This window comes from Mesorhizobium opportunistum WSM2075 (assembly GCF_000176035.2).
In the GTDB taxonomy this organism is placed as follows: domain Bacteria; phylum Pseudomonadota; class Alphaproteobacteria; order Rhizobiales; family Rhizobiaceae; genus Mesorhizobium; species Mesorhizobium opportunistum.
Genome location: NC_015675.1, coordinates 6,297,349 through 6,324,267, shown reverse-complemented (window position 1 = coordinate 6,324,267; position 26,919 = coordinate 6,297,349). Strand labels below are relative to the sequence as shown.

The 26,919-nt window shown below is 60.4% G+C and carries 25 protein-coding genes and 1 pseudogene; 8 read left to right on the top strand and 18 right to left on the bottom strand.

Annotation, left to right across the window (positions count from 1 at the left end):
• Positions 1–599: 599 nt before the first annotated feature.
• Positions 600–932, top strand: coding sequence for a helix-turn-helix domain-containing protein (locus tag MESOP_RS30465; RefSeq protein ID WP_013533331.1), 333 nt, complete (start codon positions 600–602; stop codon positions 930–932).
• The gene (locus tag MESOP_RS30460) at positions 929–2,215 is read left to right on the top strand and encodes a type II toxin-antitoxin system HipA family toxin (RefSeq protein WP_013533330.1); all 1,287 of its coding nucleotides are present in this window, start codon (positions 929–931) and stop codon (positions 2,213–2,215) included. Before MESOP_RS30465 ends, MESOP_RS30460 begins: the two co-directional genes overlap by 4 nt.
• A 75-nt stretch (positions 2,216–2,290) precedes the next feature.
• Here the strand turns inward: MESOP_RS30460 and MESOP_RS30455 are convergent, their stop codons facing one another.
• On the bottom strand, positions 2,291–3,937 hold the full coding sequence (locus tag MESOP_RS30455) for an MFS transporter (protein ID WP_013533329.1): 1,647 nt from the start codon (positions 3,935–3,937) through the stop codon (positions 2,291–2,293).
• Positions 3,938–4,121: 184 nt separating this feature from the next.
• On the opposite strand from MESOP_RS30455, the gene MESOP_RS35885 reads away from it, so the two are divergent.
• Entirely contained in the window at positions 4,122–4,262 is a 141-nt protein-coding gene (locus MESOP_RS35885; protein ID WP_155767326.1) for a hypothetical protein, read from the top strand.
• Between the two features lie 10 nt (positions 4,263–4,272).
• Here MESOP_RS35885 and MESOP_RS30450 read toward each other — a convergent pair whose 3' ends face one another.
• From MESOP_RS30450 to MESOP_RS30410, 9 genes are all read right to left on the bottom strand, one after another.
• Complete coding sequence (locus tag MESOP_RS30450; RefSeq protein ID WP_172832176.1) at positions 4,273–5,256, bottom strand: beta-ketoacyl-ACP synthase III; 984 nt, start codon at positions 5,254–5,256, stop codon at positions 4,273–4,275.
• The gene (locus MESOP_RS30445; protein ID WP_013533327.1) at positions 5,253–6,518 is read right to left on the bottom strand and encodes an adenosylmethionine--8-amino-7-oxononanoate transaminase; all 1,266 of its coding nucleotides are present in this window, start codon (positions 6,516–6,518) and stop codon (positions 5,253–5,255) included. Before MESOP_RS30445 ends, MESOP_RS30450 begins: the two co-directional genes overlap by 4 nt.
• Complete coding sequence (gene bioD / locus MESOP_RS30440) at positions 6,518–7,153, bottom strand: dethiobiotin synthase (protein WP_013533326.1); 636 nt, start codon at positions 7,151–7,153, stop codon at positions 6,518–6,520. Before bioD ends, MESOP_RS30445 begins: the two co-directional genes overlap by 1 nt.
• Positions 7,150–8,289 (bottom strand): 8-amino-7-oxononanoate synthase, encoded by a 1,140-nt coding sequence (locus MESOP_RS30435; RefSeq protein ID WP_013533325.1) that lies wholly within the window; start codon positions 8,287–8,289, stop codon positions 7,150–7,152. Before MESOP_RS30435 ends, bioD begins: the two co-directional genes overlap by 4 nt.
• Entirely contained in the window at positions 8,286–9,296 is a 1,011-nt protein-coding gene (gene bioB / locus MESOP_RS30430; protein WP_013533324.1) for a biotin synthase BioB, read from the bottom strand. Before bioB ends, MESOP_RS30435 begins: the two co-directional genes overlap by 4 nt.
• Positions 9,297–9,482: 186 nt before the next feature.
• The gene (nadC, locus tag MESOP_RS30425) at positions 9,483–10,361 is read right to left on the bottom strand and encodes a carboxylating nicotinate-nucleotide diphosphorylase (RefSeq protein WP_013533323.1); all 879 of its coding nucleotides are present in this window, start codon (positions 10,359–10,361) and stop codon (positions 9,483–9,485) included.
• Between the two features lies 1 nt (position 10,362).
• A complete protein-coding gene (locus MESOP_RS30420) occupies positions 10,363–11,904 on the bottom strand; it encodes an L-aspartate oxidase (protein WP_013533322.1) in 1,542 nt (513 codons plus the stop codon).
• Positions 11,901–12,875, bottom strand: a complete 975-nt coding sequence (gene nadA, locus MESOP_RS30415; protein ID WP_013533321.1) for a quinolinate synthase NadA — start codon at positions 12,873–12,875, stop codon at positions 11,901–11,903. Before nadA ends, MESOP_RS30420 begins: the two co-directional genes overlap by 4 nt.
• 64 nt (positions 12,876–12,939) lie before the next feature.
• On the bottom strand, positions 12,940–13,902 hold the full coding sequence (locus tag MESOP_RS30410) for an NUDIX hydrolase (protein ID WP_013533320.1): 963 nt from the start codon (positions 13,900–13,902) through the stop codon (positions 12,940–12,942).
• Between the two features lie 174 nt (positions 13,903–14,076).
• On the opposite strand from MESOP_RS30410, the gene panB reads away from it, so the two are divergent.
• From panB to MESOP_RS30390, 4 genes are all read left to right on the top strand, one after another.
• Complete coding sequence (panB, locus tag MESOP_RS30405) at positions 14,077–14,913, top strand: 3-methyl-2-oxobutanoate hydroxymethyltransferase (protein ID WP_013533319.1); 837 nt, start codon at positions 14,077–14,079, stop codon at positions 14,911–14,913.
• Positions 14,910–15,773 (top strand): pantoate--beta-alanine ligase, encoded by an 864-nt coding sequence (gene panC / locus MESOP_RS30400; RefSeq protein WP_013533318.1) that lies wholly within the window; start codon positions 14,910–14,912, stop codon positions 15,771–15,773. The genes panB and panC overlap by 4 nt, the downstream gene beginning before the upstream one ends.
• Positions 15,774–15,932: 159 nt before the next feature.
• Entirely contained in the window at positions 15,933–16,658 is a 726-nt protein-coding gene (locus MESOP_RS30395) for a LuxR family transcriptional regulator (protein WP_013533317.1), read from the top strand.
• Positions 16,659–16,752: 94 nt separating this feature from the next.
• Positions 16,753–17,388, top strand: a complete 636-nt coding sequence (locus MESOP_RS30390) for an acyl-homoserine-lactone synthase (RefSeq protein WP_013533316.1) — start codon at positions 16,753–16,755, stop codon at positions 17,386–17,388.
• A 558-nt stretch (positions 17,389–17,946) separates the two neighbouring features.
• On the opposite strand, the gene MESOP_RS30385 is transcribed toward MESOP_RS30390, so the two are convergent.
• The 7 genes and pseudogenes from MESOP_RS30385 to MESOP_RS30355 form a co-directional block, all read right to left on the bottom strand.
• A complete protein-coding gene (locus tag MESOP_RS30385) occupies positions 17,947–18,510 on the bottom strand; it encodes a hypothetical protein (RefSeq protein ID WP_224688065.1) in 564 nt (187 codons plus the stop codon).
• An 80-nt stretch (positions 18,511–18,590) separates the two neighbouring features.
• Positions 18,591–19,172 (bottom strand): SDR family NAD(P)-dependent oxidoreductase, encoded by a 582-nt coding sequence (locus MESOP_RS30380; protein WP_013897109.1) that lies wholly within the window; start codon positions 19,170–19,172, stop codon positions 18,591–18,593.
• Positions 19,173–19,822: 650 nt separating this feature from the next.
• Entirely contained in the window at positions 19,823–20,632 is an 810-nt protein-coding gene (locus tag MESOP_RS30375) for a galactosyl transferase (RefSeq protein ID WP_013533313.1), read from the bottom strand.
• On the bottom strand, positions 20,629–21,645 hold the full coding sequence (locus tag MESOP_RS30370) for a polysaccharide pyruvyl transferase family protein (protein ID WP_013533312.1): 1,017 nt from the start codon (positions 21,643–21,645) through the stop codon (positions 20,629–20,631). The genes MESOP_RS30375 and MESOP_RS30370 overlap by 4 nt, the downstream gene beginning before the upstream one ends.
• Before the next feature lie 32 nt (positions 21,646–21,677).
• On the bottom strand, positions 21,678–23,159 hold the full coding sequence (locus MESOP_RS30365) for a lipopolysaccharide biosynthesis protein (protein WP_013533311.1): 1,482 nt from the start codon (positions 23,157–23,159) through the stop codon (positions 21,678–21,680).
• Between the two features lie 307 nt (positions 23,160–23,466).
• Positions 23,467–24,408: a polysaccharide pyruvyl transferase family protein gene (locus MESOP_RS30360; protein ID WP_013533310.1), complete on the bottom strand. Its 942-nt coding sequence runs from the start codon at positions 24,406–24,408 to the stop codon at positions 23,467–23,469.
• Positions 24,405–25,368 (bottom strand): annotated as a pseudogene (locus tag MESOP_RS30355) (glycosyltransferase family A protein). The gene MESOP_RS30360 and the pseudogene MESOP_RS30355 overlap by 4 nt, the downstream one beginning before the upstream one ends.
• A gap of 502 nt (positions 25,369–25,870) precedes the next feature.
• On the opposite strand from MESOP_RS30355, the gene MESOP_RS30350 reads away from it, so the two are divergent.
• Complete coding sequence (locus tag MESOP_RS30350) at positions 25,871–26,158, top strand: helix-turn-helix domain-containing protein (protein ID WP_013897108.1); 288 nt, start codon at positions 25,871–25,873, stop codon at positions 26,156–26,158.
• Positions 26,159–26,384: 226 nt separating this feature from the next.
• On the opposite strand, the gene MESOP_RS30345 is transcribed toward MESOP_RS30350, so the two are convergent.
• Positions 26,385–26,774 (bottom strand): hypothetical protein, encoded by a 390-nt coding sequence (locus MESOP_RS30345; RefSeq protein WP_013533308.1) that lies wholly within the window; start codon positions 26,772–26,774, stop codon positions 26,385–26,387.
• Between the last annotated feature and the right edge of the window lie 145 nt (positions 26,775–26,919).

Below are 26,919 nucleotides of genomic sequence, written 5' to 3'. Positions count from 1 at the left end.
AGAAATCGATTGCTTAGATAAAGAAGCATCCATGACGTGGATGCATACATTGCCATTGCCCAATTTGCGGTGCTGCTTGGGACGCGCCGGCTACGGAAAGGAGGGTCCGCCATTTCCCGACGACAACAACGCGGCTGAGAACTGGGCGAGGTGGAAAGAAATTTGAGTAGACCTTATGAGGTCTTAAGTGGTCCGATTTCGGTCTCCTGGCCCGTCCAAGTCTTAAACGTGACACGCGTGTTGCTCTGCCAGGTCGGCCGAACTTCCGCGGTTCGTCTAGTCGCATAAGGGGTCGACATCTTCGATGCCGACAGCTTTTGTTCGCGATGAAAGGTCACGACAGCGTGCCCGCTCAGGGCGAGCAATCTGGAATTGAGCCAAGCATGGCCCGCTCGGTTCGCACCGGCACATGCGCATCGTCCGCAGCTCACCTAACGCCGAATGGGGATCGGGTGATGTATGCTCACGAGATTGGCGCATCTGGTGCAGGACGATATCTTTTGGGGGGCGGGTACAGTCTGGCCAACTCTCGACAAATCCCGAATTCGGACTTATATAAAAGACCTAAAACTAGTTAAGGTCGTTTTTATGAGACAAAAATGCGCTCGACGGTGACCGACACATTGCCTCCCAAAGTCAAGCGGGCGCTCGGCAAGCTGGGCGCCGACATCGCGCTCGCCCGTAAAAAGCGCAGTTTGACCGTAATGATGATGGCGGAACGACTCGGCATCGCAAAGAGCACCTATCTGAAGATCGAAAAAGGAGACCCGACAGTTGCTATGGGGGCTTATGCCATGTCCTTTTTTGTTCTGGGTTTTGACGACGCTCTGACTAAAATCGTCGACACCCAGCGCGACGAACAAGGCCTGCTCCTCGACGCCGAACGTTTGCCCAAAAGGGTAAGGGTGCGGAAGTCGACCGGTGCAACATGAGACGTTCTATTGCTGTTCACCTCGACGAGGAAGCGACGCCACTGGGCACGTTGCGCTATGATCAGCAGGGTTCGCGCGAGAGCGCTGCTTTTGAATACGATGCGAGCTGGCTGAAAGCAGCGGACGGATTCTCGATCGAACCCGGTCTGCCACTCGTCACTGGCCCTCAATTCCATCGAAAGAGCGGCGACGGATCCGTGTTCCACAACGCGATCGCCGACACTGAGCCGGACGGATGGGGTCGGCGTGTCATCCAGCGCGACCACGCCAAGCGTCGCCAAGAGGCGCGCCGGGCGGGAAATGTCGCGGAAACTCGGCCTCTGAATGCGATGGATTACCTCTTGGCGGTGGACGACATGAGCCGCATTGGTGCGTTGCGGTTGAAGGACGAAGAAGGGCGCTACCAAAGAGCGGCGGAAGAGGGTCGACGCACCACGCCGCCCCTCATCGAGATCGGTCAACTCCTCGCAGCTACGCACGCCGTCGAGACCAACACCGAGACGGCGACGGATCTCGCCTATTTGCGTGGACGTGGCACGTCCCTAGGGGGCCTTCGCCCGAAATGCTGTGTCGTCGACGATGACGGACGCCTCGCTATCGGTAAGTTTCCGAGCGTTGCCGATGATCGATCTGTCACAAAAGGCGAGGTGCTCGCCATGATTCTGGCCAGAAAAGCCGGCGTAGAGGCTGCTGAAACACGTTTGATCGACAGCGACGGCGCTCCTGTCGCGCTCATCCGGCGCTTCGACCGGACCCCGAACGGAAATCGACTCATGTATGTCTCCGCCGCCACCATGATCGGCGCGGAGTCAGGGGACGCTGGCGAGCATAGCTATACTGAACTCGTCGATATGCTTCGTCGGCACGGCAGCCAGCCAGCCGCCGACATAGAAGAGCTTTGGCGGCGTATCGCCTTCTCAATCCTTATCACCAATGTCGATGACCACCTCCACAATCACGGCTTTATCCATGTGGATCGCGGGCAATGGCGCTTGGCGCCTGCCTTCGACATCAACCCATTCCCCGAGCGTGTGCGAGACCTGAAAACCTGGATATCGGAGGAAACCGGGCCTGAAGCGAAGATCGACGCGTTGATGTCCGTCATTGCTTATTTCCGGATCAAGACCGATCGAGCAAAGACCATCCTCGCAGAAGTCGAGAGGGCGGTCTCCACATGGCGTGAGGAGGGGCGGGCGCTTGGGATGACCCACCAAGAACTCGATAGCTTCGCTGACGCGTTCGAACATCGCGAAAGGCAAGCCGCCCAAAGGGCGCTGCAATAACGGGTGAATGCGCCCTTGTTCCTCGGGAACTGTGCCTCAAGTCGTCTGCTCCGATCCGCTCGTTTTGTGCTCACGTCACCTCGGAGGGCGAGAAAAGAGTGTTGGGGAACGGGTACGCGCGGCCTCAGTCGTGCGTTCGATGGAAAGCACTGTGTGAGGAGAATCCTCCCCATCATGCAGTGACAGGAGATGATCACCGATTTCCTTATCCGCTGCCGTGAGCCGATGATTCAGGCGTAGAAAGTCCATCCAGGTTGGCGTGCGGAATGTCTCTGTCCAAATCGAAGGCGTTTGAAGATTGCGCTGCAGTGTCCAGTTTCGCGCACCGGCACGGCTCTGAACATGCCGCCTGGCGCGCATGTAGCCCAGAAAGGTCTCGATATTCTCTTCGGGTATCCGATACTCCACCTTGACCACTATGGGTCCACTTCTGGGCTTCAAGTCGAGTGCCAGCTCCGGCGGGCGAAAATCCGAACTTTCCTGATCCGTTTCCTCCCATGGACCGACGGGAAACAGCATTCCCGCAGCCGCAACCAGCAACAGAGCGCCTGCGGCGCCCTCCAAAGCCCAGCCTAAGGAGTAGTTCTGTGCGACAGTACCCCAGATCCAGCTGCCAGCCGCCATCCCGCCTGCGCTCAAGGCGTAGTAGATCGACAATGTGCGGCCGACCACCCATCTGGGGCTTGCCAGTTGCACCGACACGTCGATCCCAGTCCAGGTGATGAGCCAACCCGCGCCGCCAAGTGCCAGCGAAACGGCCGCCACGGGGACCGATGATGTGAGTGCAAGCGAAAGGCAACATGCCGCACAAGCGACGGAGGCGAAGGACACCAGCCTGTTTTGAGACGTGATCCGCCTTAGAAAGCTATTGCTCATGCCCGCAATGAAAGCACCCATCCCGAAGCCGGCCAGCAAGATGCCGTAGATAATCGGGCCGCTCTTCAGCTGGTCCCGGACAAATAGAGGCAGCAATGCAAGGATGGAGATGCTTGCCAGGCCGAAAAGGGTTGCACGGGCAATCGCTGCCCTGATCTCCAGGGACATCACAGTGAAGCGCACTCCGTCGTGAATTGCCATCGTCATGCGTTCACGAGGGAGAGGGGAAGTGCGAACGTTCCATCGTGTGCGCCATATCGCGGTTAGCGGCGCCAGATCACTCAGCGCTGCCAAGGCGAAAGCGGCAAGCGGTCCAAGAAATGCCAAGACCACGCCCCCCAAAGCCGGACCAACGCTGCGCACAATGTTGTATCCTACGGACATCAGGGTGACCGCGGCCGGGATGTCCCTTTTGTGAAGGATATCGCCAACAGATGCGTGCCAGGCCGGATCATTCAAGGCAAAGCCGCAGCCGGCCAGGAAACCCAATGCGAGAATTAGCCATGGACTGGCAAATCCCAGACCCACGGATATCATCAGCGTCGTTGAAGCCAATGCTATCAGGCAGTGCCCCGCAAACATCACCCATCGGCGGCTGAAATTGTCGGCAATGGCTCCGGCAACGATTGAGAGGAGGAACACCGGCAAGGTGGATGCAGCCTGCACGAGCGCAACCATCAGGTCCGAAGCGGAAATAGTGGCCATCAGCCAACTGATGGCCACCGTTTGCACGAGCCAGCCCAGGCTGGAAATTTGTGTGGCGGTCCAGATCGAGCGAAACACCGGGTTTCGAAAGGGAGCGAGCGTTGCTGAGGCAGGCAGATGGGTATTGTTTTCGGACTGCATGATCATTGCCTTCGAGGGGCCGCTTGTTCAATTCTCGGCTGCCGGTGCTGCCGCTACAATATTGATCTATGGACCAGAAGGGCCGGACTTATCGACCAGGAGGACTTCGTCGAGGTGAGGAGGGGTGATGAACTCTGCTGGCTCCGCTCTCCCATGCTGGCGCCGACAACCCGGAAAGACAGCATTGCCGATCGTGCTGATCGACAGAATCGTCTGCAACTTTGATCGCTCTGGCCTGACCACGCCAGCGCCCATGAAGCTTGCCGGCGACCATTTTTTCGTGCGCCCGTTCGTTCGTGTCATCGGTGACGGATCCTGTGCATGACCGCGTACGGCTAAATTCCTATGACGAGTGCGCCTCCGCTGAGACCGGCACCGGCCGCCGCAAGAAGAATCTTTTCGCCTGGCCGAAACGGCTGCACCCGATGCGAAAGCGAGAGCGAGAGCGGGATCGTCGCGGCCGAAGAGTTGCCGTAGTCGGCAATCGTCTTGATAATTGCATCATCCGCTATGCCCAGATTCCTGCCGACCGCATCGAAGATGCGGGCATTGGCCTGGTGCGGCACGAAACGATCGATCTGGTGCGGCGGCATTTGGGCGGCCCCGAGCGCACCTCTCGAGCAGTCAGTCATCATCTCTACAGCCCTGGCGAACACTTCACGCCCGTCACTGATGGTCATCCGGGTTTGCTCGAGGTCCAGCTCGCCATGAAACGGCGTGTTGCTTCCGCCGGCGGGAATCTGGATCAGCCCGTAGCGCGAGCCGTCCGAGGCCAGCGCCGCGCCGAGAATGCCTCGGTCCGGCTCTTTGCACGGGGCAACCACCACCGCGCCGGCGGCATCCGCAAACAGCACCGCGCTTGCGCGCTCGGCCGGATTGATCCGGCGGCTGAGGATATTGGCGGCAATCACCAAGCTCGCTTTGCCATGGAGGCGGGTGAACCCATCCGCCAACATCAAGGCATAGATGAAGCCGGCGCAGGCGCCCGTCAGGTCAACCGCACCGGCGCGGTCGAGTCCCAGCCGGTGGGCCACCAGCGGCGCGCTCGGCGGCAGTAGATGGTCGGGCGTGGACGTCGCCAGCAACAGCAGGCCGATATCGTCACGCTCGACACCGGCATTCGCCAGCGCCATGTCGCCGGCGCGCGCGGCAAGGCTCGATAATGTGTCTTCGCCCGTTGCCCAGAAGCGCGACCGTATCCCGGTGCGCCGCTCGATCCAGCCGGGTTCGAGCCCGAGACGACCTTCGATTTCCGCGTTCTCGACCTTGCGCGCCGGCGCGTGATGACCGAAGCCGACGATGCGCGACGACCGGTTCATGATCGCGAACCGAAGCATTCGCCGGCCTCCTCTATGGCGTCATAGAGCCCGTCCAGTTCGTCGCCGGTGATGCAATAGGGCGGCAAAAGATAGAGGACATTTCCGAGCGGGCGCACCAGCATGCCACGCTCGAGGAAAAAAGCGCGCAGTTTCGGCCCGATCTCCGCCAGATATCCGGCCGAGCCGGTGCGCAGATCGAGAGCTAGGATCGTGCCGTTCGCTCGGCTCTCGGTGAAGAAGGGATTGTTTTGGAAGCGTTGCAGGCCAGCGGCCTGTCTCGCACTTAAGGCCGCAATCCGCTCGGCGACCGGCTCGCATCGCCAGACCTCGACATTGGCAAGTGCGGCCGCGCAGGCGATCGGATTGGCGGTGTAGGAACTTGAGTGGAAAAAGGTCTTCTTTCGGTCCACGCAATAGTGGGCCTGGAAGATGGCATCGCTGGCGAGCGTGGCTGCCAGCGGGACGGCGCCGCCAGTCAAGCCCTTCGAGGTGCACAATATGTCCGGTGAGATCGATGCCTGCTCGCAGGCGAATATGGTTCCGGTGCGCCCCCAGCCGGTCATCACTTCGTCGGCGATCAAGAGCGTGCCGGACGCTTCAGCGATCCGCTTCAATTCCGCCAGCACCCAGGCCGGATACATCAGCATGCCGCCGGCGCCAAGCACGAGCGGCTCGATGATGAGCGCGGCGGCGCGGCGGTCAAGAGACAGGGTCTCGAAACGATCCAGCGTTTCCTGCTCGCGCCCCGCGGCCGGAAAAGGAATGGTGTCGACCTCGAACAATAGCGGTTCGTAGGCGGCATTGAACACGCCCCGGGCGCCGACGCTCATCGTGCCGATCGTGTCGCCATGATAGCTGTGTTCCATGGCGATGATGCGCGAGCGCGGCGCGCCTATGTTGCGGAAATAGCCGAGTGCCATCTTCAGCGCGACTTCAACGCTCGTGGAGCCGCTGTCGGAATAAAAGACCCAGTCGAGGCCTGGCGGTACCATTTCGATCAGCGCCGAGGCCAATTGCTCTGCCGGCTGATGGGTGAGGCCGGCGAAGATCACCTGGTCAAGCATCCCGGTCGCGATCCGGATCGCTTCCATGATCCGTGGCTGGCGGTGGCCGTGTGTGACCACCCACCAGGAGGAGATTGCATCAAGGATACGCCGTCCGTCATTCGTCTGTAGCCAAGCTCCGTCGGTGCTGACGATCGACGGGATGGGCGGCTCGATCGCATGCTGGGTGAATGGATGCCAGACGCGCGACCGCGACATCATTCGCCTCCGGCAATCTGGGCGAGGTCGAAGCCGGCAACCATCGCCTCTCGCAGAGTTTCGCGCGTGAGTGGAGCCAGGTGCGGCAGTCTGCCGAGCCGACGCACCGCGCCGAACTCGGTGATTGTCCTTTGCGTATCGGCCGCCTCTTCACCGATGAAGACAACGCCGATCAGCGGGATGGAGCGAGCCCGCAGGGCTTCGATGGACAGCAGAGTGTGGTTGATGGTGCCGAGCTCGGTGCGGGCGCACAGGATCACCGGCAGCCGCCATTCAGCGAAGATGTCAATGAATCTTGTCTGTCGGTTGATCGGCACCATCAGTCCGCCGGCGCCTTCGATCACCAGCGGTGTGGGCAGGACCGGAAATGCAAGATCGGCAGCCTCGATCGAGACACCGTCGATCTCGGCTGAACGGTGCGGCGACAGCGGGCTCTTCAAGCGGTGGGCTTCCGGCAGCACGCGCCCAGATGGCAGGCCCGCGAGCCGTTCGACCACCTCACTGTCGGTCTCCTCATCGAGACCCGATTGCACCGGCTTCCAGTAGAAGCCGTCGAGCAGACCTGCGAGCCCCGCGGCGAAAACCGTTTTGCCAATTCCGGTATCGGTTCCGGTGACGACGATGCGTTTGCTCATGCCGTGGCCAACACTTCGGCAAGCGTCTCGACCATCGCCGCAATGTCAGCCTCGCCGACATTGAGCGTCAGCGAAATGCGCAGCCGCGAGGTACCCTCCGGCACCGTCGGCGGACGAATGCCGCGTAAGTCGAAGCCGCGAGCCTGCAGAGCCGCCGCGATCGCCATGGTGCGCGCCACGTCTCCAATGACAAATGGCTGTATCTGCGAACCGCTGGGCTTGGCTCCGCAATGCTCGGCCAGTTGCCGGCTTGCAAAAGCAACGTGCTCGTGCAACTCAACGCGGCGCATCGGCTCGTCGACCAGCATTGCGAGCGCTTCGCGCGCAGCCACTGCCATCAGCGGCGATGGTGCGGTGGCATAGATGAACGGCCGGCAGCGATTGACAATATACTCACACAGCACTCGCGGCCCGGTGACGAGCGCGCCCGATGCACCGAGTGCCTTGCCGCATGTATGGAGAGCCATGATGTTGTCGCGGCCCTCGAACGACGCGGCCAGCCCGCGGCCCCCCGGTCCCCAGACCCCGGTGGCATGTGCCTCGTCGACCAGTATGAAGGCCTCGTGCCGATCGGCAAGCTCAATCAGGCTCTCCATCGGCGCACAGTCGCCGTCCATGCTGTAGAGGCTTTCGACCGCGATCCAGATACGGCCAATGCCGCCCTCGGCGCGCCAGCGCCGGATCGCATCCTCAAAAGCATCAATGTCATTGTGCGCCACCAGCCTGAACTCGGCGCGTCCGGCCCGCGCCCCTTCATGCATGCTGGCGTGCGCGAGTTCATCGAGGATCAAGAGGTCGCCCTTTTTCACCAGGGTGCTTAGCAGGGCGAAGTTGGCGATGTAGCCGCTGCCGAAGAACAGCGCCCGCTCGGCACCGAAGAAGGCGGCAGCGTCTGACTCCAACGCCTCATGCTCCGGCGCGTTGCCGCGTAGAAGCCGCGATCCGGTAGCGCCGACCGGGGTGCCCCGCTGGATTGCCGCCGCGACTGCATCGCCAAGCCTCTTTGAGGCGGCAAGCCCGAGATAATCGTTGGACGAGAAGTCGAACCCGACCCGCGGCGCCATTGCGCGCAGCCGGTCCTTGCGTGCCAGCCTCTGCAAGGTGGCTTCATAGCGGGCGAGCGGTGGCTCGTTCATTTCGCCTCGCATTGCATCGGTTCGATGCCCAGACGCTTAAATAGACGCGTATCCTTGTCCTCTCCGGGATTGTCTGCAGTCAGCAGCGTGTCACCGACAAAAATGGAATTGGCGCCGGCAAAGAAACACAGCGCCTGGGTCTCGTCGCTCATACTTGTCCTGCCGGCGGAGAGCCTTACATAGGACTTCGGCATCATGACGCGGGCGAGCGCAATCGTGCGGATGAAATCGATCGGATCGATGGGGTCGGCATCGGCAAGCGGTGTCCCCCTGATGGGGATCAGCATGTTGATTGGTACGCTTTCCGGCGGCTCGGGTAGGTTCGCCAGCGTTACCAGCATGTCGATGCGATCGGCCCTTTCCTCTCCCATCCCGACAATGCCGCCGCAGCAGACCTTGATCCCAGCCTCGCGCACGCGCCCAAGCGTTTCCAGACGGTCGGCAAAGGTCCTGGTCGAAACGACCTTGCCGTAATAGCGCGCGGACGTGTCGATGTTGTGGTTGTAGTAGTCGAGACCGGCCGCTTTCAGGCGCTGCGCCTGGCTGAAGTCGAGCATGCCGAGCGTCATGCAGGTCTCCATGCCGAGCGCCTTCACGCCTTCGATCATGGCGAGCACGGCGTCCATGTCGCGGTCTTTAGGACTGCGCCAGGCAGCGCCCATGCAATAGCGGGTTGCTCCAGCATCTCGTGCCTTGGTCGCCTCCTCGATCACATGATTGACCTCCATCAGCTTCGATGCCTTCAGGCCGGTTTGGTGATGCGCAGACTGGCTGCAATAGCCGCAATCCTCCGGGCATCCGCCGGTCTTGATGCTGAGCAGCCGCGACAGCTGCACCCGGTTGCGATCGAAGTTCTGGCGATGGATGGTCTGGGCCAGGAAGAGCAGATCGTTGAACGGCATGCCGTATATAGCCTCGGCCTCTTTGCGGCTCCATCGGGCTAGTGCTTCCTGCATCGACTGCGTGGCATAGTCCGAGTCGCATTCCTCGTTCATTCCCGTCATCATCGTCAAAGCCTCTATTGCTGATCAGCGATCGCACTCACCAGTCCGCCAGTGGCGAGCCCCTTCCGAAAGGCTGTCGGCGCAACATTCGGACACCGGAAATATTGAAGGGTGACCCATGTAGCGTGCTCTTTCGCGCCTCTTTGATACGCGTGTAGCCCGAGCGCGTTGCTCCTCATTGTGTCTCCGTTAGTTCAAATGGGTGCTGATATTACCGCGAGCCGGCATATCCAGGCCGATGTCGAGAATGGGCGCGCTGTGTGTCAGCCAACCGACCGAGATGAGGTCAACACCCGTGGCAGCAATCGCCGGAGCCATTTTCGGTGTCACCCGACCGGAAGCCTCGGTGATGGCGCGGCCGCCGACCATTGCCACGGCGCGGGCAAGGTCCTCAACCGACATATTGTCGAGCAGCACCGCGTCGACTCCCAGCGTGAGCGCTGTATCGAGCTGCTCAAGGGTCTCGACCTCGACCTCGATCTTCACCATGTGCCCCGCGGCGGCGCGCGCCCGCTCTATTGTCGTGCGAATGTCGCCGGCGATCGCGATGTGGTTGTCCTTGATCAGGAAGGCGTCGTCGAGCCCGAAGCGGTGATTGGCGCCGCCGCCGACGCGTACCGCATATTTCTCCAGCGCGCGCAGGCCGGGCGTCGTCTTTCGCGTGCACACGATCCTCGCCTTGTGGCCGCGCACGGCTTCGACCATCGCTGCCGTGGCAGTGGCAATGCCGCTCAGATGACACAGAAAATTGAGCGCCGTACGCTCGGCGGTGAGCAGGCCCCGCGCCGGTCCGCACAGCATGGCGATGATTTCGCCCCCCGCGACATCGCTGCCGTCAACTCGCCAGATTTGCATGTCGATCGCAGGTTCGACGAGCATGAAGGCGAAGGCGGCCAGATCGAGGCCGGCAACGATCCCCGTTTGTCGCGACTTCAGCACTAATGTGGCGGTGCGATCGCGCGGGATCACGGCGTCGCTGGTCAGATCGCCGCATCTGCCCAGGTCTTCGAGAAGAGCGCCGCGCACGATCGGTTCGATCAGGGTTGAGGGAAGCGGTGAGAACTTCATGTCAGGTGCTCCGCATCGGTGCTCGCCAGCTGAGTGCGACGGCGGTCTGTATTGCGCTGCGCAGTGTCAGCCGCGACAGGCGCACGTCCGCATCGCGTCCGGCGAAATCGGAACGATAGTGCGAGCCGCGGCTCTCTTCGCGCCGCAGAGCCGCAAGGGCGATCATCAGCGCGACCATGGCGGGGTCGGAGGCGGCGCTGTCGTGAGCTGCAATCGGCAACAGGGTCGCCACCCCGTCGCGTAGCGTCTCGCCATCGCGGACGATGCCGAGCGCGGCGGAGACGATTGGACGGATGCCGGAGGCGTCCGGCCGTTGAGGCACGAATGCCGAACACACGCGCGGTCGGCGGGTGTGTGACACGTCGGCGACGCTTTCAGCAACCCAGCTCGCCGTCACCATCGCTTCGATAAGCGAGTTGCTGGCGAGCCGGTTCGCGCCGTGCAGACCCGTGCAAGCGACCTCGCCGCATGCCCACAGTCCGTCGATGGAGCTCCGGCCCGCAGCGTCTACTGCAACACCGCCCATGTGGTAATGTGCGGCCGGGCGCACCGGGATCGGTTCGGTCGCGGGATCGATGCCGGCCTCGCGGCACAAATCGGCGATCGCCGGAAAGCGCTTGTCAAATCTGAGGCCAAGACATTGCCTGGCGTCAAGGAACACACGGCGTCCGAGAGCGAGCTGGCGCCAAACCGCGCGGGCAACCACGTCGCGAGGCGCAAGCTCGCCCCCTGGGGTATCAGCCAGGAAACGCTCTCCCCGCTCGTCGACGAGCACAGCACCCTCGCCACGCACCGCTTCGCTCACCAGCGGCATCGGCCGCCGCGGGCCCTCAAGAGCGGTCGGGTGGAACTGCACGAATTCCAGGTCGGCGAACTCCGCCCCGGCACAAGCGGCGAGCGCGAGCCCCTGTCCGCATGAGCCGGGCGGGTTTGTCGTATCGCTGAACAAGGCGCCGATGCCGCCGGTCGCCAGCACCGCGCGGCGCGTTGGCAAGGCGATTGCGCCCGTGCACCCGGCCGCCACCACGGCGATGATCGCCCCGTCTTCAACGACAAGCCGGCGGGCCTCGACGTTCTCCAGGACAGTGATGGAGGCTGTGCGCCGTGCTGCCGCGACCAGCGCGCGCACCAGTTCGCGACCGGTGGCATCGCCCGCCGCATGCACGATCCGCCGCTGCGAGTGCGCCGCCTCAAGCCCGAGCCGCAACGCACCGTCAGCGCGTCGGTCGAATGCGACTCCAAACCGCTCTAGAGTCCTGATCGCTTCAGGTGCAGCTCGGACCACCCGCCGCACCGTCGCCTCGTCGCAGAGGCCGTCACCGGCCGCCAGGGTGTCACAAAGATGAAGTTCGGGACTGTCCTCGCCGCCGACACTTGCCGCAAGACCGCCTTGGGCGAGCTCGCTGCAGGCTCCGGTTCCCAGCTCCGCATTGGATAGAAGCACAACCGGTTCCGGCGCCAGATGGAGCGCTGTCATCAGACCTGCCAAACCAGAGCCGATGATCACCGGTGCCCCGCCAATGTCACGAACGTCGAGGCTCATAGGGAAAGCATTCGCTCGACTGAGCGGCGCGCGCGCCCTGCAATCCCGGCAGCGATCCGAACCTCATGCCGGTTCTCCTCGAGCGCGGCGCGGATGTTGGCCAAGGTGATGCGCTTCATGTGCGGGCAAAGATTGCAAGGCCGAATGAACTCGATTTCGGGATGCGCGACCGCGACATTGTCGCTCATCGAACATTCGGTTAGCAGGACGACGCGCACCGGTTTCTCCCGCTCGACATAATCCAACATGGCCGCAGTCGAGCCGGAGAATTCCGCCTGTGCGACAATCTCGGGCGGGCATTCGGGATGGGCGAGAATGATGACCCCAGGATGTGCATCGCGCAATTCCCGGATGTCGGCCGACGTGAAGCGCTCATGCACTTCGCAGTGGCCCCTCCAGGCGATGATCTCGACATCCGTGTCCGCCGCAACGTTTATCGCCAGATATTCATCGGGCACCATGATCACACGCGGCACGCCGAGCGATTCCACCACCGCCCGGGCGTTGCCCGACGTGCAGCAGATGTCCGACTCCGCTTTTACGGCCGCGGAAGTGTTGACGTAGGTGACAACCGGAACCCCCGGATAGCGCTGCCGTAGCAGCCGCACGTCCTCTGCCGTGATCGAATCAGCGAGCGAGCAACCGGCGCCGAGGTCCGGAATGAGGACCATCTTGTTCGGATTGAGCAGCTTGGCCGTCTCAGCCATGAAATGCACGCCGGCAACCACGATGACCTGCGCCTCGACCGTGGCCGCCTTGCGGGCCAGTGCGAGGCTGTCGCCGACGATGTCGGCCACGCAATGGAAGATCTCCGGCGTTTGGTAGTTGTGCGCAAGGATCACCGCGTTTCGATCGCGCTTCAGCGCTAGGATGGCTTCAATGTCGTTGGTAAACGCCGGCCATTCGACTGGCGGAATCACCCGCCGGACGCGCTCGTACAGGGACGCAGCCGTAGGTAACGCCCCAGTCATCAGCGCCTCCGCTTATATTCGATCTGACAATAAGGGGAATATGTCTACCTTGACTATAAGTATGTCAAGCCCGCGCGAGCGGCAATTTTGTCCCAGCCACAGCCCTGTCGTCGAGGACGGCATGCCGGAACCGATAGAGCTTTGCCGGTCGCCCGCCCGTCTCGAGAGAGGTCTCGCCAGTTTCCTCGACCAACTCTTGCTGCTCAACAAGCCTGCGGAAATTCGGCTTGTTGATAAGCCTCCCGGCGAGGGCCTCCACGGTCCGCTGCAGCTGAAGCAGCGTGAAGGACGGCCTCATGAGCTCGAACACTACCGGCCGGTACTTGATCTTGGAACGCAGCCGCGCAATGCCCGTCGCCAGGATTCGTCGATGGTCAGCGATCATCGCCTTGCCAGATGTCACCGCGGGCGCGACGTCCCGCCCGCGGCCAGCCTCTTCGATCAGGGCAGATTCGTAGAGCAACTCGTAACGTTGTAGCGTGAGTTCCTCATTCCAGTTGCGGTGGTCGAAACCGAAGGCAATCGCGGCGCGCTGCAGGCGTTCGCGTCGCGTGGTGGGGTCGCTGGCGCCCTCAGCCCACTCACTCAGGCGTGGTCGTAAGATATCGAGCACGACCGGCGTGCCGGAGCGATGGTCCTCCCAAGGCAAATACTCGTACCAACTGCGCCACCCACAATTACCGGAGCCCGCTGCCTGTTCCTTGCGAGTGAGTGCGAGATAACTGATTGAGATGGCGCGTTCCTGGCGCTCGGCACCTATGCGGTCCCGATCGGCGAAGGTGTAGAGCTGCTCGATGTAGCCGAGCGGGTGGCCGGTCTGTTGCTCGACCCAACCCCTCAGACCGGATTGCAGCGATCGATGCTCCAGCGCATATGGGCCGGACGGAAGGGTATCCGCGTTCCCGATGGTGAGAAGACAGGGATCACTGTCGGTTACGGCGACGACAACGGCGATCAGGTCCACTTTTGCTTCGTCGGCCTTGACCGCGGCTCTGCGTTTTCTGGTTCCTTTTGCCTGATGGTTCATGTTTGCGAAGGTGAGTTGTTCCCGAATTCGGGGTTATCAATCGATTGAATTTAAGCGTTGCTGCACGAAGGTCAACACCGGACAGTTGGACGCTCTTTTTTGCACTTCGCACTCGCATAAAAATATGCCAAACGCGACACCCGCGGCGGGTAACGCCAGGGAAGGACGTATCGGTTGAGCGCAACGGGTGAGACAAAGGCGATCACACCGCCGGATATCCGAGCGCGGAAGGGCCGGGCTCCACTCGTCTGCCTGACGGCATACACCACGCCGATAGCCAGATTGGTTGATCCACACTGCGACGTCGTTCTCGTTGGCGACAGCGTTGGCATGGTATTGCACGGCCTCTCATCGACGCTGGGCGTCACTCTCGACATGATGATCATGCACGGCCAGGCGGTGCGCCGCGGTCTGGTGCGATCATTGATGGTCGTTGACCTGCCATTCGGCTCCTATGAAGAGAGCCCCGTGCAGGCCTTCGGCAACGCTGCGCGCCTGATGGCGCAGACCGGTTGTGCGGCTGTCAAGCTCGAAGGCGGTGAGAAAATGGCCGAGACCATCCGCTTCCTCTGCGCCCGCGGCATCCCTGTCATGGCGCATGTCGGTTTAACGCCTCAGGCGGTCAATACGTTCGGTGGCTACCGCGTCCAGGGGCGGGGAGAAGATGCCGAGCGCATCAGGCGCGATGCCAATGCGGTTACCGAGGCCGGCGCCTTCTCCGTGGTGCTGGAGAAGGTCCCCGAACCCCTCGCAAAACGCATCACTGCGGAGATCGCCGTCCCCACCATCGGCATCGGCGCCTCACTCGCCTGCGACGGCCAGATTCTGGTGAGCGACGATATGCTCGGGCTTTTCAGCTCCTTCCGGCCGAAATTCGTCAAGCGCTACGCCGAACTTGGCGAACAGGCCGATGCAGCGATTGCGGCTTATGCCGCTGACGTCAGGAGACGGTGCTTTCCGGCGGCGGAACATCTCTACACCCACGAGGCGAGGGCCGGAGACGTCACATGAGCGTGCCGATCGTTCGAAGCACTGCCGAGCTCCGCGCTGTTACCGCGCGATGGCGTCGCTCAGGCGCCAAGGTCGCCCTTGTACCGACCATGGGGGCCTTGCATGAAGGTCATCTCAGTCTCGTGCGTGCCGCGCTTCAGAAGGCCGATCGGGTAGTCGTGACGCTATTCGTCAACCCCAAGCAATTCAACAGTGCCACCGACCTTGATGCCTATCCTCGCACGGAAAACCAAGATGCTGCAAAGCTGGCGCCGCTGGGCGTGCATTTGCTCTATCTGCCGGATGCAGAAGAGGTGTATCCGCCAGGTTTCGCCACGAGCATTTCGGTGTCCGGCATCAGCGAGGGCCTGTGCGGCAGCTTTCGGCCTGGCCATTTCGACGGCGTGGCGACGGTCGTTGCCAAGCTCTTCCTGCAGACCGGCGCTGACTTGGCCTGTTTTGGCGAAAAGGACTTTCAGCAGCTTCAGCTGGTCAGGCGCATGGTCCGCGACCTGGACATTCCAATCACCATCCTGGCCTGTCCGACAATCCGCGAAGCCGACGGTCTTGCACTGTCCTCGCGCAATCTTCGGCTCTCGCCAGCACAGCGGGCCATTGCCCCAAAATTGGCAGCGCTCTTGCTGGGGGTGGCCGATCGGCTTGCGCGCGGCGCTCCTGTCCTTCCCACTCTTGCGGAAGCGCGCGCGGCAATCCTGGCTGCCGGCTATCGCGAAGTCGAGTACCTGGAACTTCGCCGCGAGGCAGATCTGCAACCGCTGACGAGCCTTGACCAACCGGCACGCTTGCTTGTCGCGGCATGGCTAGGCGACATACGGCTTATCGACAACATAGGAATGTCACCAATTGGTGCAACAAATTAGAGGCTCGCGGCGCTGCATCGCCGCACAACAGGCTCATTGACCAGTAGCAGAGCAATGCCCGCGATTAAGCCGACCAGCTCGCAAACGTCGAATGGATCGCCAATCATTTAGGCGAAGGTCTGCGCCGAGCAACGGCACGGAGGTTTATGCAAAGCGCAGATGCATCGCGTGTTTGAAAATTTCCTCGAGCAACTCTCCGAAAGCGTCGATGCTGTCGATCTGTGTGAGACAATGGCGTCTGCCGCAGCCGCGTTAGACTTTCCGCTCTTCGCCTATTTCAGTTGCCCGTCAGCTTCCGGCCGGAAGCCGCGCTTGATTTCGAATTATCCCCCATCCTGGACATCGCGCTATATGCAATTGCGCTACCACAGGCATGATCCGGTGATCCTGCGCGGGCTTCAAGGCTGGGACACCTTTGATTGGGGTGTGGATTTAGCTCGGCAACATCTCCCGGCTGCACAGCAACGAATTCTGGAAGAAGCAGCTCGATTTGGCATTCGTTGCGGGTTGACCATGTCGATGCACGACCATCGCGGCCGCTTTGCTGCGCTGACCTTGGCTTCCGACCAGTCCCGTCCGCCTCTCTTGCGGTCACTGTCACGGTACGAACAAGCATTGCAGCTGGTCGCGATCAGCTTTCATATATTTGCCCGGCGCAGGCTCGCCGAAGATTGCGTGGTCGATGGCGTAATCCTGACCCCGCGAGAATTCGAATGCTTGAAATGGGCGGCGGATGGAAAGTCGGCTTGGGATATCAGCCAGATTCTCAGCGTGTCGAAACGCACCGTGACCTTCCATCTGGAAAACGCCAAGGCAAAACTTGGCGTGCGAACCATCAACCAAGCCGTAGCACGGCTGGCTTCTTCCCGACATTCGAGATCCTGATTCCTTTCTTCGGATACCTGTAAAGGTCTACAGGCTGCATGATTGTCGGCTTTGCTCTTCGATGGCGGGAACACATCCTGCACGGAGGCGACAAATGATGCAGCTAATCACACCTGAGCTCTACGATGAGTTTTCGAGCGAGCTCAAAGAAATGTACGGACTGAGGCATCGCGTTTTCAAGGAAAGGCTGGATTGGGATGTTCAGACCGAAGAGGAACTGGAAACAGACGCATATGACGGGCTGAGGCCCGTCTATCTCCTTCTCAAAGGATCCGACTGGCGCATTCGCGGTTGCGTCCGTTTGTTGCCGACGACGGGACCGACAATGTTGCGCGACACGTTTCCGATGCTGCTTGGCGAGACCGCGGCGCCAGCGAGTGCCCGCATTTGGGAGAGCAGTCGTTTCGCACTCGATCTCCCTGCATCAACGCCCAAGGCTGGAGGGCTGGCCCAAGCAACCTACGAGCTATTCGCGGGCATGATCGAATTCGGCTTGTCGAACGAACTCACTCGGATCGTGACAGTGACCGATACGCGCATGGAACGGATCCTGCGTCTTGCAACCTGGCCGTTGGCGCGCATCGGGCATCCCAAGGCGGTGGGCAACACGGAGGCGGTCGCCGGCTTTCTCGAGGTTTCGCACGCTAGCCTCATGCGCATCCGCTGGAGGGGACGTTTGAACGGACCTGTATTATGGCAGCCGGTTCTCGGCCTGCCGGCATACGCTTAAGATCTTCCCACACTTGAAGGCGTCATCGCGCTGCCGTTGGCCAAAGGCGTTTCAGAAGCTCGCATGAGGCCTCTATCGACGGTCGGGTATGGTCCATATTGCGGCGAAGGCTGGCGGCTCCAGCAAGGGAGCGGTGCGCAACAGGAAGCTGACCTCAATCACCGCCCGCGCGCTTTCCAACGGAGCTACTCAAGGAATCAGCCTTACGGCTTTGATACCTACGTGAAGCGATGCAGCGCGCCACTGCGTGATGACGACGAGGGGGCATCGCCGGCCGGGCCGGTCAAGCGGCCCGTGAAGGTGGAAATTTTCCGCCCCAGTCCGCGAGCGGACCGAGAAGGTCCCCCACCTTCCGCACCACGCCACTTGACAGTCCCGCCCGCCGCCGTGGGGCGGGCTCTCGCCATCCCTCCGGAAAGACCGGGGAGGCTTCGCCCGAAAGGGCTTTCCCGTCGGGAAACACACACTCAGGACACAGACCATGACCGAACTCGCAAACTTCATCCCCCTCAACGAGGACGGCACCTATCTCGATGGCGTCGTGCGCTGGCGTCTGTGCTAATCGAAACCACGTTCTTCCACAGGTGCAATCTTGCTTCTGTGAAATAAAATCACCTCGTACGAGCTTCCATATTCCGTCTTCACTCCATCCAAGCCGTATCTCTGCGCCAAGGGAGCCCATGCGCCTAGTTCATCGGGGAACACTTGATTACCCTGCTCGTCCATGACCGCTAATTTGAGGGGCTCTTTCGCCTCGACAACAAAGTACTTTCCAGAACTACCTGCATAGCCGCGCGCCGTGTTTACATCGTTTTCTGAGGTCATCCAAATTGCGTCGCCCGTGTGCCCGCTTTGCCCCCGACCGCCCCACACCCCATCCCTGTTAGCGTGGTTGAACTTTGTTCCCGCCGGAAGTTCTTCCATCTTCTTTCTCTCCCAACCAACTGAGGCTGCCTGATCTATGTGGTGAACGGTTTGTCCCTTGCCCTTAGCCGAAACCTGACTACTCGGTACGAGGACGATCACGGTCGCAGCAAGGATCATCCCCTTCCAGAAAGACGGGGGATGCACTCGATGAATCGGGATGGCCGCGGTGGCGGTCTCTTTCGGTGAGGATCTCATGTAAGGATTTCCTTGTGCTCGTTTGTGAATTGTCCGCCATCGCATCCGTTTCGCGATCGTCAAGTCGAATGGAGTTGCCGTCAGGTCGCGATGACCCGGCGGCGGTATTCGCTGGCGGCGTATGCCATGAGCGCGGCGAAGATCAGGCCGCCAGCAAGTTGTATCCAGTCAATGCTGGCGCCTGAAATAGCGATAGCAGGTTCCTGCGGCACCGGGTTGGCGGCCGGCCAAGCCAGTCCATCCGTAAAGCTCTGAGTAGCGGCAAGTTCCTTATGCAGATCAACCCGCTTGGGCCATTCAGGGTCATGCAGGCAGGCGAAATTCACGATCGAAGAGGCCTCGGGCATTGGGCAGGCAAGTGCATGTGACAGATGACGTATCCCGAGATAATTCACGCGTGCGACAATGTCCCGATCCAGCGTGCCCGAGACGCCTGCGGCATTGACGAGGCCGTCGACGCGTTCGGGGAACTGGGTAAGCGCTGCGTCAATTTCTTCGGGAGAACCCTGATCGATGCGAAAGAACGCGTCCAGCATCACGACGGGATCCTCCAGATCGACTCCAATAAGACGCGCGCCTTCGCACCGGGCGAGACGGGCGACTTCGGCGCCGACCCCGGAGCAGACACCGGTTACGACAACGGTTTTACCGGCAAGCTTCAACGGCTTCTCCATCTTTTCGCAAAGGACGGCGCTCTCGAATGTCTGATCAGGTCGCGGCGTCCTTGAGCGCCGACGCCGATTGGTTGAACTCTTCGATGCCGCCTCAGACTCCCGGGCGTGCGGTTGCCCGACTCGGACGTTTCGTGCCTCAGCGATTGAAGCAGCGATACGGGCCGATGCACCGCAGGTGCTGTCGCTTATGTCGGTTCGGGTACGATCGACAAAACTGATTCTATGCATGGTTTTCATCCACACCGTAGATGCAAAGCGCCCGTCGGCTTGGACGGTTCAAGCGCAAAAACCAGGCCAACTGACAGAGCGCTTCGGCCTGGCTGCTGGGTATGGTTTTCCTTAGGCGCAGCCGGTGCCACCGAGAGACCTTCGGCCCTCGACCGCCAATGCGATACCCTCATTTGCGGATGTCAGAAGCTGGAGAATATGGTCCCCGCCTAATGGCCGCTCATGGCCAAGATCCTCCTGAATTGCCCCTGACCGACAGTGAGTCGATTCCCTTACCTGGGCTGACAAAGGGCTATGCAATTCAGGCCAGGCAATCAATCAGGCGTGTCGAACTCGCGCGTCAAGGCCGTAGAGCGCAGCCGCAAACGCCAATATTGCTCAAGCCCTGCTACAACTTTGCAGCCGCCCGTCTATTCTGGTCGTCCGAAGAACTCTTTCCTGTGGCGAGCTGACAACAGACGCAACCCGGCGAGATTCCTCGCGACACGGAAGGGACGCTGCAGAGCGCTTCTGCTTACGAAATACATCTGCATGAGGCTCGGAGTCTTACTGTGCGACCCCTTGTTTGCAACACGGTACACAGCACCCCGGAACGGTAAGCAATTCAAGGGAGTTCCGCGCTTGGCCAGAACTGGTGCTATACGGACGTGGCTGCCAAGCGTATCTTTGATCCATTCGATGGGGGCATCTTCGATTTTTGCCGGCAGCCCGTACAGATCCGAACGAATGATCAGCGATGTTCCGCAATAGTGACTGAACTGGTCACGACAGAGCAGAACATTGCCGCCATCGTCCCAGAGATACCCCTTGTCAATCCTCCAGCCGTTTTCGTTCGGATGCTTAGAAGCATACTGCACGATACGAGAGCTTACCAAATCGTCGTCGTCAACGATCATGAAGAAGCGGCTGCCAGCGGCATTGAGCATGCCGGCAAGAACACGGCGGCCTTTGTCGGCGCGGAATGAATCCAGAAAGTCGTTCTCAGTCGCATCGCCTCGCTCATGAATATCGTTCGGTGGAAAGCTCACCCAGACCACCGAGAACTTATCGGGCATGACAGGAAGATCGGCCCCTTCATTCGCAACCACTATGCCTCGCCAATCGGGGTTGGTTTGATTGGCAATGGATGTGACGGTTTGGGCGAGGTTCCTCTTCAGGAGGCCCCAATCACGCGCGTTATCCTGATGCCTGACAGGCACAATGAACGTTACGGCAGTCATGACAGTCTCCAGTCGTTGACTGTGCCAACCGCCTGTTCTCTTGCCCATCTAATGCCGTCGTCGATCGACATTGCCTTGTAGGATAGATCGGTACCCCCCGAAAAAGCGTTCATGAACCGGCGAATTTTTCCGTAGTTGTTGTCCAGCACCGCGTGGGGGCGCGCTATGAGAATCGAACAGATGTGCACATGCAGGCGATCCGTAAGGATGGCCTTGCCACGGGAAATCTGCCGGATGCCGCGTCGAAAGCGGTTGTTGGCCGCGGCATTCAGTTTGCGCAACCGCACTTCTGAGGGGCTGAGGTGCAGCAAAGCAGATGCCGCACCGAGCGCTTTTGCAACGCGCACCCTCGAGTGGCGCTCGGTGATCCAGTCCTCCCTTGGGATATGGGGGTAGGCAGAGAAATCGACCGCTCCGACCTGCTCCTTGTCCTGGCGAAGCATCGCGAGCACCGGGAAGCGGGGCGCATCAGGCTGCACGCTGCCGATGCAAAAAGCCATGTCGGGGCAGAGATGCACTTGGCAATCGAACTTTTCCTGGGCGAACAGAAGGGATTCCTCGTCGCGCACCAGCAGCACGAAGTTCTTATGTCGGCCAATGGCGCGTCTGCTTTGCTCAAGCCGTTCCGGAGAGCTGTAATGGATCGATTGCGGAAACTGGACGATCTGCCGGTCGGGAAACAACTCCATTATATGTTCCCGGAAGTCCTGGTGAGATACCCATAAGTCGCCGAAATTGCCGCCCCCATGGATAAATATCGGCCCACTCGGAGCCATCCCCTTGAGTTCATCATGGGAAAAATCGTCCGTCGTGCAGACATAGGAAGGCCGCTTTGCGTAACGATCCTTCAAATAGGCAATCTCCCCCAGCCATATTGCCGAGTCGCCACAGTTCTTGATGTCGGGAAAATCCAGTATCGCTATCGGCTCATCGGGCCTGACGAACATCTTTAGGCAATCATGCGTTATGTCCTGCAGCGCAGCAATGAGTTCTAGTTCCTGAGCACCTGGCATCGTACCTCTCTTTTGAATTGACGAGCTGGAGATCACGCGTGGCTGACTTTGGACAGCGCCTTGAAAGCGAGCTTTCTCACTTCGGTTTCTGGCCCATCCGGACGGCCCATAACGATCCAGAGAAAGAGACTGAAACCGCAATAGAGAGTTCCGCCGAGGCAGATGAGGACGGCGAGTTGGAGAACCAAGCCGGTCTGCGTGGTCTGAACGCTGATGTAATGATCGGCGAGCGTTACACCTGCGGCCAGAACGGCCGAGCTGGCGAGCGCCCTGAAATTCGCCAACAACTGCGCCCTGACCGAGACATTGATGAGCCGCTCCACCACCACCATGTTGACGACAGCGCTGAACAGACCGGTGAGCACCCGGCTGAATATCAGCCCCGGTAGCCCCCAGCACACCAAACCGATCGAAATCACCGGTATGCGGACAAGAAGCATCTGTGTATCACGCACGAACAGGGTCCGGGTCTGCCCCAGCGCCATGCCAAGGGGCTGGTTGAGAGAACCCAATGTTTGCAGGGCGTAAACTGAGGCGAGCGCCTGGATGATGAAAATAGCGGGAAGCCATTTTTCGCCGAGCACCAGTCTCACCAGGGGATCTGCTATCACAGCCATCCCTATGCCGGCGGGCAGGGCAGCCGCTGTCAGCAGGGCCTGCGTTCGCGAATAGGCCGCCGCCAGACGCTGAGCATCATGGCGCACATTGGCGAACGCCGGATAGATGGTTGCTGTCAGTGGCGCAGTGGCTTCACGGGTGGCCATCATCGCAAGCTGCCCACCCAGCGAATAATAGCCAATGGCGGACCTGTCTAACAGCTTTCCTATGAGCAGGTAGTCGAAACGCCAGTTGAGCGTATTCACGATCTGTCCGGCAGTAATCCAGGCCGAAAACGAAAAAAACTCTCGCATGTGGGAGAAAGTTACGCGCGGACGGAACGGCATGACGAGGTAGGACGTCACAACATTTGTCGCCTGCATCACCAAAGTGCCGACCACAAGCGCCCAGTAACTCTGGTAGATGATCACAACGCCGATCGCGGCTACGAAACCGGCCACTCTCTGGGCAACGCTCAACACGAACTCTTGCCTGAAGATCAGTTCGCGCTGAAGAATGATTTTTCGCGGGTTCACCAGTCCGCTCATGGCAAGACTGAGGCTCAAAGCGAGCAAGACGCCGAACAGGCGCGGCTCGTTATAGATGAGGGACGCGGGATAGGCGAACGCGGCGAAGAAGATGCACAGTATGAGGCCTCGCGTCGCACCCAAGGTCCATGCGGCGCTGAAATGGGATTCCCTGGGGTCTTCATGACGGATAAGCGCTTCACTCAGTGAAAGATCGGTGATTGAGGTCACCACGGCCAACAATGTCGTCGCAAGCGCCACCACGCCAAAGTCCGAAGGCAAAAGATACCTGGCCAGGACAATGGTGCCCAGCATTGAGAGCCCGTTGACGATTATTCTTGAGAGAGTGACCCAGAGACTTCCCGCTACCAGGCGGTCAGCGATACTCATGACTGAGCCCAACTGGCAAATCCAGAACTCTCGGCTGCAGCCCCATTCTATCGGTGTCCTCTATGCGCAACTGCCCGGCACCGCGCCTGTCTCGACGTGGATACGATCAAAGCTTCCTCGCGCCACAATGCAGTGACGTGCGGGGACGCCAACGCACTTCTCGCTGTTTCACCACGCATTTCGGAATTTTCGGCCCGAGTCACTGCTCGCGGACTTGTCATCGCGTGTCCGTTCAATCGCGCGACCTCGTCTGGCCGCGAGCACCACCCCACGCTGATTTTCAACATTTGCTCGAGCGTCCCGTTGCTTAAAGATAGTCTTTGCGGATTCCGTTCAGAACCTCACCCAAGCGACTCTTCAAGCCGTCTAGCGAGCCATCGGGACTAAGCTGCGGTTCCCGGCGGCTCGCTTTGAACAGACCTGCTGCCGAGGGTGCGGCCAAGAATTTTTTGACCATCGACCGCAGCAAGGACTGGGGCCTCTCCGGGCGCGTGGGGCGTCGCCCTGGGGTTGGGCCAACCAACACTGGCTTCGGGAGGCTGCCGTTTGGTGTGACACCCCAAAAGGGCTTGCCTTTCGCCGACGCTTCCCCCCGCGAGGACACGGGTATCACGTGGGGCTTGTAGGTCGCGCCGACACTCATTGCCCAGTCGTTCCATTTGAAGTCATTGATGGAGGCCGATGTGGCTACCGCGATCCAAGGGACCCGAAAGGCATCGGCGATAATCGCGCCGTGCATGGATTCCGCGATGATTAGCTCCGATTGCGCAATATCGCGGATGACCGCCTTTGCGTCACCGCGTGGGTCCAGATACGTGAGTCCGGCCATCTCGCAGACGGCTTGCCACATGCCGTGTTCGGCGGATTCCCAGTGTGGAATGAAGGTCTTCTTGTATCGTTTCGGCAGTTGCTGGAATTCCGGCATCTCAGCAACCATGACGGCCGGATCAACGATGCCCCGTTCGACAGCAAGCCCGAGCCGTTCGGCTGTTTTCGGACCTCGCACACAGCGGAGATCCCATTCCCGGCTGTTGCTGATGTCGGGCGGTGTGCCGTAGCCCCAGCCGCTTCCCACAACCAGCTTGTGCACACCGCGTGGAAGCAGGCCCGAATTCAGGACAGTGCCGACGCCCACGAGCATTGTTTGTTGGCGCACCTCCCGGAATCCAGGCAACAGAAAGTCCCATAGCCAGAGATTGAGGTCGTCACCAAAATTGCCGTGGCTCGATTCCCAATGATATGGAGTCATTTCGCCTCCGCAAACTTAGCTGTCCCGAGTTCCCTCAGTGTCAGTAGCAACTCAGGGTCACGCCACGCCCAACGCGCGAGCAGGCCGACGTTTGGCACTTTGCCGCGACGAAGAAGTCCGGCCTGGCTCCAAAGCCTGGCGACGCGCTCTGCCCTTGGAGGTGGCGATTGACTCAACTTCCTCTGGCCGTCGGGCAAAACAAGCTTCGAGCGCGTCGAGCGCTGCCCAGGTGTTGAATTGCTGCTGCAGGAAGTGGCGCGATGTGCGGTCGATGCTGTGAAAGATATTGACGCCCAAGCCGCGCACGACGCCCGGATCACCGCAGAGCAGGCTGCGCCGAGAGGCGAGGATTGTATCGCAGAAGAAAAGCACGTCCTCCGCGGCGCGCCGAAGAGTGGCGTCGAAACGGATTTTTTTGAAGATGGTAGGGCCGATCACCATTCCAGAGAGATGGAGAAAGCTCCAGTCCTTCAGCATTGCGCTCGCAAGGTCTGGAATTTCGATGACCAGCGGCTGCTCCCCCAATCGAAGCACCCCGTCCGCCTCTGCGAGTTCGGATATTGCGAGGTGGTAATGGAACTCTTCGCTCGCCTCAATTGAGGCCCAGTAACAGTCCCCTCCGAAGCACAACATGCTCTCAAAAGCGTTGTTCAGATGATGTGGCAGCCACGTATCGTCTGAATCGAGGAAAGCGACGAAACGCGTCAAAGGCGAAGTGTTCTCAAGCCCGGTGTTGCGAGCGCCACCAGGGCCGGCGTTGGCCTGCCTTATGACCGTGATGCGCGATCTCTGATCGGCGTCAAGCGCTTCCATCTCGACCTCAGCCGGAAGAGGGGACTCATCGTCAATAACCAGAACCTCAAAGTCCCGATATGTCTGCTCGAATACGCTCTGTAGCGACCGGCGAAGAATGCCCGCTTTTGTCTGATAAAAAGGGATGACGATTGTGAAAGTGGCCAATTCTCATCCTTGCCTTCGGGAGGTCTGTAGCGAGGCCCGAGTAACGCATTCGGCAATGGGTGGCCAAAGTGATTGTATGGATGATGATCATCCATGGCGTGGATAGGCCGTCAGTGGCTGGCTCGGCCTCGGCGGCATCCTCCTCGTCTATGGCAGCGATAAGCTCGGGTTACTCGGGCGGACTCTCGGTTGCCCATTCCCCTGGCCAGGGCGGCCCCTTTGAGATGGCTAGCAAGACGGCAGGACCACCGGATCCAGGGTTGAGCAAGCCGAATTCCTGCTCGAGAAGGTCGGTGGTAATCAGCCTGGGTGGCGCGGACATGGTCGGTACAGTCGATCACACCATATCGCGCCAGTCAGTTTTTTCCGACTTGATCGGACCCAGTTGAACCACCATATACCGCCTCCGGCCGCCGGTCTAAGGTGCCCATGCACGAGACCTTCCAGGCTGAAAATTTGCGTCAGTTTGTTGCCTGTCCGTGTCCGGAGGAACTCTCCCGAGGTGCCGGGCATCTTGCTCTTCTTCGAGGTGTTTATGAAAGATTCACGCATTCCCGAGCCGGTGTTGACGGCCATGTCGGCGGGGACCCACATCATCCGTGCTTATCGTGAGCACCTTGGATATTCCGTCGAGGACCTGGCAGTGGCGTGCGGGCTTGCCGCTGAGGAAATTCTCAACATTGAGTCCGGTCTGAGATACAACAAGGGTTATCGGGATCGCATCGCAAAATCGCTGTCCCTACCCGCCGGAATTCTTGAGGCGGAGCCGGACATACTGGACGCTGCCTGAATGGTGGAAGGCCGGTTTTCCCCGTCTGTTGCCGGAAACAGGTCTCTCGATTTCGTATTGTTGGAACCTGGCGTTTGCGCCACGGGCCAGGTGTGCCCAGGATATGACCAAGCGAGCAGCAGATGGGTCGCGCTCTCCCTGGGCCGTCGGCATACGCGCCCGGAGGGCCTTGCTGGGGCGCCGCTCGCGGCCGCGTTCGCGGGATGCAGTATGCATTCCAGTCACACTAACTGCCAAGCAGATGACCGGCATTTCGTAGGGCGGCGAGGAAGAAACCGGCATCAACGGTGACATCGATCTTTGCCTGTGCCGAGAGAGGTATGCTTGTCCAGTTCTCCAAAGGCGCCATCAGATCTGAGAACGTGTCATTCACCATGCAATAGTGGGTAAGAAGGCCCTGCCTGTCCAACGCGACCACGCCAGTTTGTTCGCCTCGATAGCGGATGGCGGCGATGCGCTGCACCTGCGGGTCATCGTCGACCCGCACGTCGAAAACCAATGTGCCCTGGCTCCTCGCCGCTATCTCCGCGGCTCTTTCGCTGAAACTTGATGTGAGTGAGCGGACGCTTTCGACCGCCATCTGGAAAATCGCCCAATCCAGTTCCTGCGAGGCCATGTCGGCAATTGCGGGTAGTAGAGGGGTGATTGCAACAACGCATGCGGCTTGTTCACAGATGTCGGCTGACGACCGATCCTAACCGGGGTTCTGCCGCCCATCGTGCTGTCCGATTCGGACTGATCCGGAAGCGAGGGGCACGCCC